Origin of the sequence: Haladaptatus halobius, from assembly GCF_020618475.1 — an archaeon.
Taxonomy (GTDB): Archaea; Halobacteriota; Halobacteria; order Halobacteriales; family Haladaptataceae; genus Haladaptatus; species Haladaptatus halobius.
On record NZ_CP085338.1, the window covers coordinates 84,727 to 99,614 of the forward strand.

At 55.4% G+C, this 14,888-nt stretch carries 11 protein-coding genes; 8 read left to right on the forward strand and 3 right to left on the reverse strand.

Annotated elements, in window-relative coordinates; all coding sequences use genetic code 11:
* The first annotated feature begins 3 nt into the window (after positions 1 to 3).
* From LIW51_RS28135 to LIW51_RS28155, 5 genes are all read left to right on the forward strand, one after another.
* Positions 4 to 957 (forward strand): carbohydrate ABC transporter permease, encoded by a 954-nt coding sequence (locus tag LIW51_RS28135; protein ID WP_227379327.1) that lies wholly within the window; start codon positions 4 to 6, stop codon positions 955 to 957.
* Positions 954 to 1,832 (forward strand): carbohydrate ABC transporter permease, encoded by an 879-nt coding sequence (locus tag LIW51_RS28140; protein WP_227355972.1) that lies wholly within the window; start codon positions 954 to 956, stop codon positions 1,830 to 1,832. Before LIW51_RS28135 ends, LIW51_RS28140 begins: the two co-directional genes overlap by 4 nt.
* A 19-nt stretch (positions 1,833 to 1,851) precedes the next feature.
* Positions 1,852 to 3,057, forward strand: coding sequence for an ABC transporter ATP-binding protein (locus tag LIW51_RS28145; RefSeq protein ID WP_227379328.1), 1,206 nt, complete (start codon positions 1,852 to 1,854; stop codon positions 3,055 to 3,057).
* 1,000 nt (positions 3,058 to 4,057) lie between these two features.
* Positions 4,058 to 4,564, forward strand: a complete 507-nt coding sequence (locus LIW51_RS28150; protein ID WP_227379329.1) for an LUD domain-containing protein — start codon at positions 4,058 to 4,060, stop codon at positions 4,562 to 4,564.
* Positions 4,561 to 6,768: an LUD domain-containing protein gene (locus LIW51_RS28155; protein ID WP_227379330.1), complete on the forward strand. Its 2,208-nt coding sequence runs from the start codon at positions 4,561 to 4,563 to the stop codon at positions 6,766 to 6,768. Before LIW51_RS28150 ends, LIW51_RS28155 begins: the two co-directional genes overlap by 4 nt.
* Positions 6,769 to 6,916: 148 nt before the next feature.
* Here LIW51_RS28155 and LIW51_RS28160 read toward each other — a convergent pair whose 3' ends face one another.
* Together LIW51_RS28160 and LIW51_RS28165 are read right to left on the reverse strand one after the other, a co-directional pair.
* On the reverse strand, positions 6,917 to 8,170 hold the full coding sequence (locus tag LIW51_RS28160) for an MFS transporter (protein WP_227379331.1): 1,254 nt from the start codon (positions 8,168 to 8,170) through the stop codon (positions 6,917 to 6,919).
* A gap of 4 nt (positions 8,171 to 8,174) precedes the next feature.
* The gene (locus tag LIW51_RS28165; protein ID WP_227379332.1) at positions 8,175 to 8,525 is read right to left on the reverse strand and encodes a hypothetical protein; all 351 of its coding nucleotides are present in this window, start codon (positions 8,523 to 8,525) and stop codon (positions 8,175 to 8,177) included.
* 115 nt (positions 8,526 to 8,640) lie between these two features.
* On the opposite strand from LIW51_RS28165, the gene LIW51_RS28170 reads away from it, so the two are divergent.
* Positions 8,641 to 9,564, forward strand: coding sequence for a dihydrodipicolinate synthase family protein (locus tag LIW51_RS28170; RefSeq protein ID WP_227379333.1), 924 nt, complete (start codon positions 8,641 to 8,643; stop codon positions 9,562 to 9,564).
* Between the two features lie 337 nt (positions 9,565 to 9,901).
* A complete protein-coding gene (locus LIW51_RS28180) occupies positions 9,902 to 11,584 on the forward strand; it encodes a TCP-1/cpn60 chaperonin family protein (RefSeq protein ID WP_227379334.1) in 1,683 nt (560 codons plus the stop codon).
* Here LIW51_RS28180 and LIW51_RS28185 read toward each other — a convergent pair.
* Positions 11,581 to 13,161: a TCP-1/cpn60 chaperonin family protein gene (locus LIW51_RS28185; RefSeq protein ID WP_227379335.1), complete on the reverse strand. Its 1,581-nt coding sequence runs from the start codon at positions 13,159 to 13,161 to the stop codon at positions 11,581 to 11,583. The genes LIW51_RS28180 and LIW51_RS28185 overlap by 4 nt on opposite strands.
* A gap of 337 nt (positions 13,162 to 13,498) precedes the next feature.
* Here LIW51_RS28185 and LIW51_RS28190 point away from each other — a divergent pair, with 337 nt between their 5' ends.
* Positions 13,499 to 14,839, forward strand: coding sequence for an extracellular solute-binding protein (locus LIW51_RS28190; protein ID WP_368411877.1), 1,341 nt, complete (start codon positions 13,499 to 13,501; stop codon positions 14,837 to 14,839).
* Positions 14,840 to 14,888 lie beyond the last annotated feature (49 nt).

Below are 14,888 nucleotides of genomic sequence, written 5' to 3' on the forward strand. Positions count from 1 at the left end.
ACTATGTCACATCAAACAGAGACCTCCTTCACGGAACCCGAGACGAGATATGAGGAAATTCGCTCTCAGGTTTCAGGGATTGTAAACGATCATATCCTCCTCGTGCTGCTAGGGCCAGCATTGTTGGTTATTACAGCCATTTTCATCTATCCCGTTATCCAGCTGGTCAAACAATCGTTCTATCTGACCATCCCAGGTGTCCCGAACCGGTTCATTGGACTTGAGAACTTTGCCAATATGTTCAATGAACAAGCGTTCTGGACTTACTTCCAACAGACACTGATTTACTCGTTCGGGTCGCTCCTAGTCAGTTTGGGTAGTGGTCTCGCCGTCGCACTTGCGATAAACCACATCACAAACCAGCGACTGCGCAACGCTTACTCCACAGTCTTAATGTTCTCGTGGGCGATTCCGCTGGCTGTCGTCGCCCTCATCTGGAAGTGGCTCTTCACCGGCAATCAACTTGGATTTATCAACATGGTCTTAATGGATCTCGGTCTCATCAGCCAACCCTATGCGTGGCTTGCCAATCAGCAATTAGCGATGGTGATAGTGACGCTGACCGATGCGTGGGCGCGGATGCCGTTTGCGATGATCGTGTTGTTAGCGGGCTTACAGTCGATTCCCCAGCATATGTATGACGCTGCGAAGGTCGATGGTGCGACAACATTCCAGACGTTCCGTGCCATCACCCTTCCGTACCTCCGGCCATACATCGCAATCGTTGCGCTGATTAACTGGATGTTCGCCTTCCGTGCGTTTGCCATTGTCTTCCCGATGACTCGTGGCGGACCCGGAACGCAAACAACCATATTCAGCATCTATATCTACCGAACTGGCATGGTCAACTTCAACTACGGCCACGCTTCCGCAATCGCGGTGTTCATTATCCTAATATCGCTGGCCGTGGCCACCTTTTACGTGACGAAAGTGATGGGAGGTGTGCAAGAAGAATGAGTTTGACTGATGAGGGCCACGAACGCATAAATTACGAAACCAGACAGCGGTTCTGGGACATCATCGAGAGCAAGTACGTTGTCCACCTTGTACTTGGACTTGCGGTTCTCACCGTCATCGTGCCGCTCTTCTGGGAATTCTTGACATCACTGAAGACGAATGATGCGGTCTATAATATGTCATATATACCACAAAATCCGACACTCTCGACCTATTACAACGTCCTCGTCCAGCAGAATTACTGGAAGGCACTGCTGAACAGCATCATCATCTCAAGCACTACCACGGCAATCGTGATGGTACTCGCAACACCGGCGGGCTATGCGTTCAGTCGATTCCGATTCCCCGGGGACAATATCATCTTCATCGGCGTGCTGTTCTCACGGTTGTTCCCGCCAATCGGGCTCATCGTCCCCTACTACCAGATTATGGCCTGGTTAGGACTTCTTAACAGCCTTCCGGGCATTATCATCGCACAGGTGTATCTCTGGCTTCCGCTGATGATCTACATCATGCGGAATTTCTTCATGTCCATTCCATCAGATCTCGACGAATCCGCCCGCGTGGACGGCTGTACAAAGTTCCAAGCATTCCGAAAAATCGCGTTACCGTTGGCAGCACCAGGTATAGCAGCGTGCTCCATCCTGACGTTCCTGTACTCATGGCGTGAGTTCCTCTTCTCGCTCATCGTCACGACCGACCTAGCGTCGATGCCCATCTCGGTGGCTGTGTACAAGTTCGTCGGTGACGTCTCCGTCCAGTGGGCGGGTCTGGCCGCCGCGAGCATGGTCGCCATAGTACCGACGATTATCATCGTGATGTTCTTCCAGCGGTACATCGTGAGCGGACTGACTGCAGGCGCACTGAAAGAATGAATATTGACAAGGAGAACCCATGAGTGAATCAGATTCCACAACGACCGACATTTCGGCTTCGACCGATCGTACAGACGACGAAGACATTAACGTCCAGATCGACGGCTTCACAAAGGTCTTTCAGAATCAGAACGGCGACGATGTCGTCGCAGTCGAGGACGTGAACATCGGCATCCGGCGGGGCGAGTTCCTCGTCTTCGTCGGACCGTCAGGATGCGGAAAGACGACGACGCTTCGAACCGTTGCCGGCCTGGAGACCCCTACGGAGGGGCGCATCATCATCGAAGACGAGGACGTCACGGGACTCGATCCACGGGAACGTGGTATCGCGATGGTGTTCCAAAACTATGCGCTCTATCCGCATATGACGGTCCGCAAGAATATGTCATTTCCACTCCGAATTCGGAATTATCCGGAGACCGAGATTGACGAGCGAGTCCAAGAGGCAGCACAACTACTCGAAATAGCTGACCTGCTTGATCGGAAACCTTCGCAACTCTCGGGCGGCCAGCAACAGCGCGTGGCTCTCGGTCGCGCCATCGTCCGTGAACCGTCGGTGTTTCTGATGGACGAGCCACTATCGAATCTTGACGCAAAGCTCCGAGTGCAGATGCGGACGGAGCTCAACGAGATCCACCAGCGTGTCGGGAAGACAACCATATACGTGACCCACGACCAGGCCGAGGCGATGACTCTCGGTGACCGCGTCGCCGTTCTGAATAATGGTGAACTCCAGCAGATCGGCAAGCCCCAGAAGCTCTATGACCGACCGACGAACCGCTTCGTGGCTGGGTTCATCGGCGAACCGCCGATGAATTTCATGGATATCGACCTCGTCAGTTCTAGCGACGCTTACCATATTCAACGTGAAACCGTGGAGCTTGGACTCCCAGATGACGTCAATAGCGAACTCGATGGATACACGAGTGAACTCGATGACGTGACCTTCGGGGTTCGTCCCGAGGATCTCCATGACGCCTCTGAGGTTCAGACGGTACCCGTTACCGAGGAGAACACCTTCGAGGCCAACGTTAAGGTCGTTGAGCCGATGGGTTCGGATAAATTCCTCACCGTCGAACCGTTTGAGGACGAATCCGAAATCAGTGCACGTGTCTCGCCCGACAGTGGTGCCTCGGTCGGTGACATCGTCACCCTGGCGGTGGACATGGACAAGGTTCATATTTTCGATGAGCGGACAGGTGACAACGTCACCAAGCATCGATAGCCGCAAAACTCAACCTATTTTTCACTCTCCGTCCTACGCGTAACGCCAAAGTGACATGCTCCCCGCCGTAGGTAGTAGTTGTCGAGTAAGCTACCACGCCCTCAAGGGGGTGGCATTCCCCCACAATGAGGTTTCAGACACACCCTCGGCAACGACATGGCTCCGATCAACGCCCTCGGAACGCAGTCCTTCCGCGTTCCTGTCGCCCACGATGGGCGAACCACCGGCGAGAATCTTCCGACACGGACGCAGGATCTGCTACGCCCCTAACCTGGGTCAGCTTGTTCTGTGTCGGCCGCTTATCCCGGTCCATCGGCGGCGGTCACTCGGATTTAATTCCACATGTCCTCAGGGTCTGTCGATTCAACCCTCCGGGGTTGAATCGCGTGGGGGTTTGTGTCCCCATCCTTCCCGTCATTGTTCCGTGGTTCGGGGCCTGCCTACGGAGGCCCGTACAAAGAGTCCAGCTTGGACTCAATGCACTACCATGACAAACGTTACCAACACTACTGAGGCTTGCGATTATGTGGCGAAACCGTCGCACGCCACCGACGGCAGTTGTACAGATGCCGAACGTATTCCTCCCGCGCCTGAAGACGCGGGTATCCTCCTGTGATATCTATGAGATCGATCTCAATTGGGGACGATCAGCGTGAGGTCTGGCGCGACGTTCATAAGAGGAACAGCGATAGTACGGTAGATTCGAGAGTCCCTCACCTGTTTTCCGGTGGTATTCCAAAGCGGTCAATAGATGAGGATACCGTCGATGATACTATTGGAACTCTCGATACCGTCTAATTGCATCGGGCGAATTGACTGTCTCGGTTGGTCTCACGAATGGGCTGTCCTCCGAGCGGACGTGGACTGGAGGTATCTGATGCTTCGAAAGCAGCCACATTCTTGTACGCGCCAGGGAACTTATTATCGTAGAAAAGGCGGCCAAGGCGTGGGAATGACGATATGGACAACACTTATCCGATTCCTCGATAAATAGACGGCTATGTCTACCTATACCATACCGGTATTTGAATCATCGCTCTCCGAACTCGATATCGACTATAGGCGTACAGATACTCCCGGGTTTGTCGACATACTGCACGACGTTATCGAAGAACCTGCAGTTGGCACACCGCTTGAGGGATACGACGTCTCACTCGAAAATACACGAGTCGATCTCGACCCCACACCGCGTCAACTACGGAATGCTGCAGTAGGGGTCACCCCCATCGAACGAGCGATCGCTGAATACGGGTCGCTCGTCGTCGAGTCGAACACCGCCGGCAATGAACCGGTTAGCCTCTATCCGCCAACACACGTCGGCGTCGTAAGGGAGAGCGACATCATCCCGGACGTCGAGTCGGCGACTACCTACCTCTCAAACCGATTCACTGCCGGGAAGTCCGCTGTCTTCGCAACCGGTGTTAGTTCGACAGGTGACATGGGTGCCCTCGTCGAGGGCGTCCATGGACCGAAGACCGTCCACGTCATCCTCCTTACTGATCAATGAGTGCAAGTAGAGCACGTCGTCGGAAAGCAGAGAAAATCCGCCACCTTCTGAAAACAGAGGGGGACGCCATTCACGAGAATACGTCGGTGTTCAACGAGGATCGGTACGACGCAATTGAGGGTTTTGACGAGTTCGAGAATCTCCGAACCGAAGCCCGCGCTATCAAGGAGGAGGCTATCGAAAATCTCCCTACCCTCATCGATCAACTTCGCGAAAGCGTTGAGGCGAATGGTGGCAATCTCTATCTCGCTGACAATGCGGCAGATGCCAACCGCTACATCGAGGAGATCGCCAAGTCTGAAGACGCGGAGACACTCGTGAAGAGTAAGTCGATGACCACCGAAGAACTCGAAGTCAATGAACACCTGGAAGAACTGGGCATTGACGTCTTTGAGACGGATCTCGGCGAGTTCGTCTTACAGGTTGCAGACGAGGAACCGTCACACCTCGTCGGCCCGTCGCTTCACAAGTCCAAGGACGACGTCGCTGCTCTGTTTAACGAGTATTTTGCCCCGAAGGAACCCTTTGAGACGGCCGAGGAACTCACCGCGTTTGCCCGGGATTATCTCGGGGAAAAGATCTGTACAGCCGATCTTGGAATGACCGGAGCGAACTTCGTCCTCGCCGAGTCGGGCACCATCACCCTCATCACGAATGAAGGTAACGCCCGAAAGTGCGCCGTGACTCCTGACACGCACATCGCTGTCGCAGGTATTGAGAAAATCATTCCCGACGCCGAATGTCTTCAGCCGTTCGTAGAGCTGATCTCCAAGACCGCAACCGGTCAGGATATCTCGCAGTATGTAACTATGCTTACACCACCTGTCGACTCACCAACCATTGACTTCGACCGTCCCGACGAGCCGATCGGATCCGGCAAGCGCAATCGGGAGTTCCACCTTGTCCTCGTCGACAACGGTCGGTTGGCGATGCGCGAGGACGACCAGCTCCGAGAGACGCTATATTGCATCCGGTGTGGCGCCTGTGCGAACTCCTGTGGTAACTTCCAGCAAGTCGGCGGCCATGCGTTCGGCGGTGAGACCTACACAGGTGGTATTGCTACCGGCTGGGAGAGCGGCGTCCACGGTCAGGACGCCGCGTCTGACTTCAACGACCTCTGTACTGGCTGTTCACGCTGTGTCAATGCCTGCCCGGTGAAGATAGATATCCCGTGGATTAACACGGCCGTCCGTGACCGGCTCAACCGGGCAGATGACTCTAAGACGTTTGACTTCCTCGTCGAAGGACTAACGCCAGATACCGAGCCGAGCGGTCTCGACATCCAGAAGCGGGTGTTCGGGAACTTCGAAACACTCGCGAAACTAGGGAGCGCAACTGCACCCCTCTCAAACTGGATTACCGACATTGGCCCAGTGCGGATCGCGATGGACAGGTATCTGGGTATCGACCCACGTCGAGACCTCCCGACGTTTGAGCGCGAAACGCTTGTAGACTGGTTCGAGAGCCGCCGTCCGCGGGCGCCCAACGCCATCGCCGATCGCAAGGTCGTCCTCTACCCAGACGCCTACACTAACTACGTGATGGTCGACCGAGGGAAGGCCGCAGTCCGGACGCTTGAGGCGCTCGACGTACACGTCGAACTCGCGGCACCCGCAGAGAGCGGACGGGCCCCACTTTCACAGGGGATGATATCAACGGCAACCGAGTGTGCGACCGAGATCGCCGACGATCTTGATCCATATATCGAAGCGGGTTTTGACATCGTCGTCATCGAGCCGAGCGATATTGCCATGTTCCAGCGTGAATACGACAAACTGCTCGACGATGACGTCCACGATAGTATCAGCGAAAACAGCTACGAGATCATGGAGTACGTCTACGGCCTGTTCCACAACGGTGCCGACCTGGATGTGCTTGCCGACCCCGATGGTTCTATCGCATATCACAGTCACTGCCAACAACGAACCCTCGGTCTCGAAGTGTACACCGAGGCCGTTCTCTCTGATCTCGGGTTCGATGTCGTGACCTCCGACATTGAGTGCTGCGGCATGGCCGGGAGTTTCGGCTACAAGAGCGAGTACTACGAGTTGAGCATGGAAGTCGGGTCGGATCTCGAGGCGCAGTTCACCAACAAGACCGACAAGACACTCGTGGCGAGCGGAACCTCGTGCACGGAACAGATGGAGTCGTTGTTCGGCCGGGAGATCACTCACCCGATCGAGCTGATCGCCCCGACTCAGTAGGGGCAACTGGAGCTCTGTACAACAATTCGATGATGGCGCTGTCTCCCCTCCCTACTCGCTTCGCTCGCTCCTTGAGGATGGGGATTAGCGTCTGTATTCAGCGAAAATTTGACTTTGACGTGACTGCGGATGAGGATCCACTTGACTTCTAATCGTCTGCGGGTACGGCATGTGGGCCGTGGCTCTCAGCGACGCGAAATCCTACGAGGGCTGCGCCTGTCCATGCGAGGGAGCTCGCGGCGATGAACGTCGTCTCGAAGCCGACAAACATCGCAGTGATGCCGAACAGCGGCGGCCCAACCATCCCACCAAGCCCACGGGCAGTCGACCGGAGGCCGATGAGTTCGGACTCACGTTCGACCGGCGCGACATCGCCGATGAAGGCAATGATACCAGTCTGGAGAGCAGAAAACGCTGCGCCCAGAGCGAACAACCCTACTCCGGCGATGAGCACGCGAAAGAGAAGCAAGTCCGGGAGCGTCGCAAGTCCGAGGAAGAATGAGTAGAATCCGCTTCCCGCAAGGCCGACGACGATGAGCTGCTTCCGACCGATGTCGTCGGCAAGCCGTCCCATCAGATACATTCCGCCGATCTGGACGGCAGGATTTATTGCGAGAAGGATGCCCATCATAAATGGGGAGACGCCGACGTTCGAAACGAGGTAGACGGGGAGCAGGCTCGTCATCCCGAGGACAGTCAAGCTCCGAAGGAAAGAGGCGACGTACAGCCACTGGAGACCGTTCGTCCGCAGGTGATCGATGCCTGTGGTCGGAAGAAGCCGGCGAACAATGGACTGTGCGATATGGTTTATGGTGATCTTGCGATTATGGTCGGGTGTCGGATCCTCGATAACGAGACAAGCGACGGCAACAATGGTCGAGAATACAACAAGTAGGAGGTAGACGGTTGAGCGAGCGAACAGCTCGATGAGCGCTCCGGAGGCGAATTGGCCGAGCATGAAGCCGACCGCGGCGGCGCTCGAGAACAATCCGACGGCTCGACCACGCCCTGCGTCGCCACCCCGCTCACTGACGACCGTCAGCATCACCGGTAGGAATCCAGCCGCGAAGATAGCGAAGAGGGTGCGGAAGCCGAGCGATCCCAACACACCATCGACGAACGTTAGCGGGAAGACGGCGGCGGCTGCGAGTGCCGCCGAGAGGACAAGAACTGCCCGGCGGCGGCCTGTCACGTCCGCGATCGCGCCCCAAACCGGGGAGAACACCATCAGGCCGAAGAAGAACGTCGCCGTCACGAGGCTGACGGCGAGGGGCGTACCGACGCGGCCGACGTAGATGGCCATGACGGTGCCCATCAGGATGGTAGCACCCTTATTGGCAGCAGCTGCCACCGCAATAGCTATGTTCTGTCCGCTAGTCTGTCCTGCCGAACCGAACTTCACTGTGTTACCACCTGGGTTTGTTCGGCAACCAATTCGATCGACCGATGTCGTCCATTGCTTCTGCGTACTCCGTCGCCATTGACTCGACTGAGGAGTACGCTAGCGGGTCGGACTCTTCGTACTTTTGGCGGTCTAAAGGTTTGCGCTCGAAGGGGTTCATCCCTTCGACGAGATTACGAACCCTGTTCATAGCTTCACGTTGATCCCCGTATGTTTCACCGAGGCCAACCTCGCTGTCAGCCGTCGTGAGTCGAACCAGCGTTCGTGCCGCAATGTCGCTATGTCCACCCCACGAGTTTCGGAGACGAGGTTCCCGATGGGCAACCGGGATAACTTCGAAGTTAGTAACACGCATATGGTGTCTGTTGTCGTATCTATTATTAATCCTCCCCCTCGAAATCGATCTTCTGTTTCGTCTTGCCTAAAGGCAAGTCTTTTAGTGAGTTCTAAAAGTATGATCATTGATAGCAATGGCCTATGAGTCTTTGAAGGACGACCTCCGAGACGTTGCCTTCACGAATCCGACGCCGTTCGGCGAGGATGGTGAGATGATTCTCCATGACGAACTGGCGTCGAACATCGAATACGTCCGGAATGCCGGCGCTCGTCTAATCGTTCCCTGTGGCAACACCGGCGAGTACTACTCCCTCTCGAACGACGAGCGAGTTGCCATCGTCGAGACAACGACAGAGGCCTTCGAAGGTGCCGGATCCGTCGTCGGTGGCGTCGGGGGGAGCACGAAGAACGCAAAGATGCTCGCCGACCGCTACGCAGATGTGGGGGCTGACGCCATCATGGTAATGCACCCGGTTCACACCTACGTGCACGAAGATGGCATTCTTGATTACTACCAATCGCTCGTCGACCACACGGATCTTGGTGTCGTCCTCTATAAGCGTGGAGCAGAACTCACCCACGAACATATTCGCGTACTCTCAGAACGTGAGAACGTGGTTGCGGTCAAATATGCAGTTAATGATATCTCGGCGTTCTCGGAGGGCGTCCGAACAACTCCCGGAAATATTGTCTGGATCAATGGCATTGCCGAACGATTCGCCCCCTCGTTCTACGTGGAAGGTGCTGAGGGCTTTACGACGGGTATTGGAAACTTCATCCCTCAGAAGGTTCTTGCCCTTCAGGACGCACTCGATGATGGTGATCTGAGGCGTGCGAAGAAAATCCGCGACCTGCTCCGGCCCTACGAGGATCTTCGCGAAGAAACCGGTTCGAACAACCGCTTTAGCTCAGCAAACAACGTTCCGGCCGTCAAGTACGGTCTCGAACTTGCGGATCAGTACGGCGGTTCCGTCCGCGAACCCCTGGTCGCACTCTCAGAAGATGACCAAAAGCGCGCAGAAGAGTACTACGAGGCCATTTCCAATGCATCACTGTGAACTGCCCCACCCTACGTGCCTCACACGCTAAGGGTGGGGCTTCCTGCTTCGAGGATGCGCATTGCATGAACCGAAGCGGTTCCAGTGGGGAGTACAGTCTCCACAGGCGTTGATTCGGAGCGTTCCGCTCCGAGATCTGTGTTCTTCAACCCACGAACCATGATGTGATACATCGCGTTCCAGTTCCTGGCCACTGTGAATCCATACGACGAACAGGAGTGTTGGCGTACCCAGCGTGGATTATCGGACGACACGCCACGCACTCCTTGATCGTTCCTCGTGGGTTGACAGCGACGTTGGGTCACTTTTATACCACCTAATCGCCAAGGACTCGACAATGGACGTTGGTAACACGGATCTCGATGTAAAAGATGTTGATAAGAACGAGTGGACGATACAAGACGAGGAAGCACGTGAGCACATCCGCCGGTCCACGGATGAAATCGCCTCGCTTGTCCGCTCTACGATTGGTCCTTACGGGTTAGAGAAACTTATCGAGACTTACGACTACCAGAACCAACCGGAAGTCGTCCTTGCGGCGGACGCAGACCAAATTCTTGCTGCAGTCGAACGCGGAGACGGCTTCAACGAACCGGTCGCTGCGCTGTTCGTCGATGCAGTCGACTCGATGCAGCGGGGACTCGGTGATGGAACCGCAACGGCGCTCGTTCTCACGGATGCACTTATCAAGAGGGGATTCGATCTCATAAAAGACGGTATCCATCCAAGTGCAGTTATCGTTGGCTATTCGATGGCCGCAAATCGAGCTGGCAAGGTGCTCGACGACTTCGCTCGGGAGTGCCCCCTTGACGACCACGACTTGCTCCGCCAAGTCGCAAGCACGGCAATGACCGTCGACCTCGATGATGCAACGCGGTTCCAGTATGCAGAACAGGTGGCTGACGCCATCGTCGGACTCGCCGAGGCAACGGACGGCCAGTGGCTGAACACTGATGACGTGGATGTCATCGCTGACACCGGTGTCGAAGGACATCTCTACCGTGGTGTTATTGTCCAACGCCACCCTTCTCCTATCCAAGAGGACGAAGACTCACTTGCTGCGTTCGATTGGACATCCGTCGTTAAGGATACTCTCGAAGATGCGACGGTGGCGATTATGGATAGTGAGGTGTCCTTCGGGAAGACTGCGACATCGCTTGAGGAGACACGACTCTCCTCGCTGAACGCCCTCGAACAGCAACAGAGGGCCCTCATCAATGGCCGGGCAGCATTTGCCGACCGTCTCGCCACGCTTAAGGTGGACGTATTTATCTCACAAGAAATAGTCGAAGATGACGTTCGAAGTGCCCTTGAGCGTGAAGGAATCACGGTCATCGACCGCGTTCAATATCCAAAATCTGACATCACCCGTTTGGCACGGGCGACAGGTGCCTCGGTCGTTTCGCACATCGATGATTTTACATCGGACGTGCTCGGAACCGCCGGCCGCGTACGTGAGTTGATCCTCTCGGACGAAAAGTGGACCATCTTCGACGAATGTGCAGGCAGTGTCTTTTCTCTCGTTGTGTCGGCCGACACAGCGTTTGCGGCGACCGAGCGCGAGCGTATCGTCTCGAATGCTCTTGAGGTCACCGCGATGGCAGCAATAGATCAGCAGGTAATTCCAGGTGCAGGTGCTCCGGCCGCCGCTATCGCAAGTGATCTGCGCCAGTACTCTCGAACGGTTGCCGAGCGAGAACAACTGGCCATAGAGGCGTTCGCCGACGCCCTCGAGGACTTCCTGGGGTTGCTCAGCGATAACGCGGGACTCGACCCGATCGACGTCATGACGACTCTCCGGAATGCGCACGCCGACGATTCAGTCGTCCCACTCGGCATAAACTTCACATCCGGAGAAATCATGGATGCCTGGGAGGCTGGCGTTGTTGAGCCTCGGCGAGTGTTCTCGCAAGCGATCGAGACCGCCTGTTCGACCACCGAGCAGCTATTGACCGTCGACACAGTCTTATATCCAAATGTCGACCTAGAGTCGTTTTCACCCGAGATAGAGCACGATTAATGCATACCGCCAGATCCTGGATCAGGTACGTCAACGCCGGTCGCTTCACCCTTTCCCCCTAGGTCGGACGCTGCTAGTTGCTCGTCGATTCGTATAAGTTGAACGGCGATATCCGTAGCGACGGTAAACGTTGCGCGAACTTGTTCCGGCGGATCGATGAGTGAATCGTCGGCGAGTACGTCCCGGGTCTCACCAAGGATAGAGTCGACGCCATAGGTGTTCCGTCCTTCAGTATGTGCGACGATAAGTTGGATGATTGCCTCCCAACCATCCATGCCACCGTTTCGGGCGAGCGCGCGCGGAACGGTGGAAAGGGCTGTAGCGAAGGCCTCTACAGCCAGTTGTTCCCGTCCCGAGATCGATCGAGCATGCTTTTTGACAGCTTGGGAGGCCCCAATTACGGCTGCACCGCCGCCGGGTACAACGGTTTTACTATCACGCGCGCTTGCTGCTGCGTGTAGCGCGCGTTCCACGGACGCTTTGAACTCGGCAGTTGCACGTGGGTCGGGAGCTCGACAGAAGAGAGTGTAGACTGATTTCGTTCGACCCTCGATGTGAACCATATCAGTTCCTGCGTGCCGTCGCACATTGACATCCCCTTGTCCAAGGGACTCAGCAGAGACGTCCTGGAGCGACGGAACGACCGTCGCTCCGGTTGCACGAGCGATTCGGCCAAGGTCATCATCATCAACCTGTGGCACGGCAAGGACGCCCTGGTTCGCAAGCAAATTTACGACTCGTTCGTTGACCGCCATCGAGGTGAAAATAACTTTACAACCTGCTTCAACGGCTGCGGTGAGCGTCTCACGGAACTGCGCCCGTTCGTGCTCGCCAAGAGCGTTCCGAGTCTCAAAGGAGTCTACGTGAAATTGAGTCTTATTTGAGGAACCGGTTCCGCCGACGTTGGGGACGTCAATTGTGGTCGTGAGGACGGCCACGCCTGCGTGGTTGACCGATCGCGGCATTGTTTCCCCAGCAGGGTCGAGGTTAAGAATGACTCCAGCGACGAGTTGCGTCTCGGCCTGTGCTCCGCCTATGCGAGAGGTGACCTTGACCGATCGATCGACCGATTTTTGGTCAGATTCGGCGACCTCATCGAGAACCTCTGTAATATACTGAGCAATCATTGTGTGCTGACTCAAGTCACGCGTGCCCGTAAGAGCAGTCCGGGCGACAGCAGCCGTGCCGAACTCCTCAAGGGGTCTGGCATACTGATCCAAGTACTCACTCGCGACGTTCATCGCCTCACGGTAGCCGCGCTCGATGACGGTTGGGTGACATCCCTGATCAAGAAGCCGATTTGCCTCCTTTAGGAGCCCCCCTAGGATGGTAATAGCGGTCGCTGCTCCGTCCCCGTGTTCCTTAGAGAAGTCGGACACAGCTGTTGTGAGGAGCGAGACCGCGGGACCTGACACGTCCAAACGTTCGATTATCTCGGAACCCGACGATGTTGTTGTGACTGTTCCGTTGGGCTCGACGATCAATTTATTCGCCCCGAAGGGACCGAGCGACGACTGGACGAGATCACACACCGTCTGAATGTCACGCGTGATCGGGATTTCTTTTACGTTGGTCATGGTTGATAGAGTGTGGCACTGCTCTTATGTTTGTTGTAGAGTCCGTTCTTGAGAACCTGTACATCATTCTTCCATATATTAGGAATAATAATTAAGGCTCAATAAATATGGGCTGGGGCAAAGCTTAATAACATATCATTTCCAACTGTACAAGGGTATGCCAGAAAGTGCCACGCTGGACGATGACAATGAAAATGCGTCAACTACAAGACGAACTTTCGTGAAAGGAGCGGGGGCGACGGCGGCTGCAGGCGCTCTTGGTGGCCTCGCTGGTTGTTCTAGCAATAATGGTGGCGGCGATACCTCCGGAAACAATAATGGAGGAAGTCAGGCGTCAATGACCGTCAACTTCGTTTCTGGGATGGCCGCAGAGAACTCTGACATTCGGAGCCATTATCAGAAGTCCATGAAGGACTTCGCGAAAAAGAACGGTAAGGTCAACGTCAACCTGCAGGCCGTCTCCTACGGGGATATCAAAACGAAATTGTCATCGACCGTTAACGCCGGTAACCCGCCGGCGATCGCCGAGGGTGGCGCGCTCGGCCTAAAGTTCTACAACCAGGGGAAGGTGCCGAATCACAAGCCGTTCTTCGACAAGACAGATAGCCTCCCAGACGACCTTACCTCAGCGAACAAGAACTCTGCAAAGTTCCGCGGGAAGTACTGGTCCGGCGGTGCCCAACGCCATACAAGCAGCAACCTGGGTATCAACGTTCAGGCGTTCAAGAAAGCGGGCGTCACCAACCCCCAGAAGGATTTGGCGACGTGGAGTCAGTTTTACGACTATATCGAGAAAATCGACAAAAACCAGGACATCACCGCTTGGGAGGAGACGGGTGTCTATAATGACCTTGAATCCTACTGGGGTGAGGCGCGTACTGCCTACACCGGCGGAACCGACCCATGGCTTCGTGGCAATCCGAAGGATCCGACTATCGTCGTCGGAAGTGACCACAAGGACGCACCGAAGACGGACGGTATGATCAAAAACTGCATCAAACTCGCACGAAAATTCTCGAGCAACAAGTCCGCCTCACGGGGTGACGAGGAGATTCCTTCACTCATGCTCACGAACCGCGTCGCGTCCTTCATGTACGCGACACCGACGGCCAACCGCTGGCGACAAGTCAAGTCGGATGTCAAGTTCGGTTGGAGGGGTGGTAACGGGGACATCATGCTGCTTCCCAACCCAAAACTCGACCCAGAATACGGAGCAAAGGTCGGAATCCCAGAACTTGAGGGTGTTTCTGGCGAACATGGCGGTCATGTTTGGTCACTCGAACAGCAGACATCCATCTTCGACGTCAGCAAGAAGAAACAGCAAGCCGCTTGGGATCTCAACGTCTACATGCTCACGGATAAGGACTTCGCCCTTCCTGCATGGGGTAAGTACTACGAGGCGATCCCCGGCACTACGTCGATGGGGAAGAAGCTCCTCAAAAACTATGGTGACAAGCTCCCATCATGGACGACGAATGCGATTGACAATGTAAACAAGTACGGTTCCCAGTACGCCACGACCGGGGCATCTTGGGACGTGAAGGGAACCAGCGATATTCGCTGGAACAACATTAACAAGACCATCTCGTCGAGCATTGCTGGACAGCTCTCTCCCCAAGAAGTACCCAAGAAGATTAATCAGAATATCAAGAAAACGCTAAAGGAGCAGAACAAGTAAACGCTTGTATTGATATCTCTCTGCTTGTTTCAATCGGATAATCCCAATC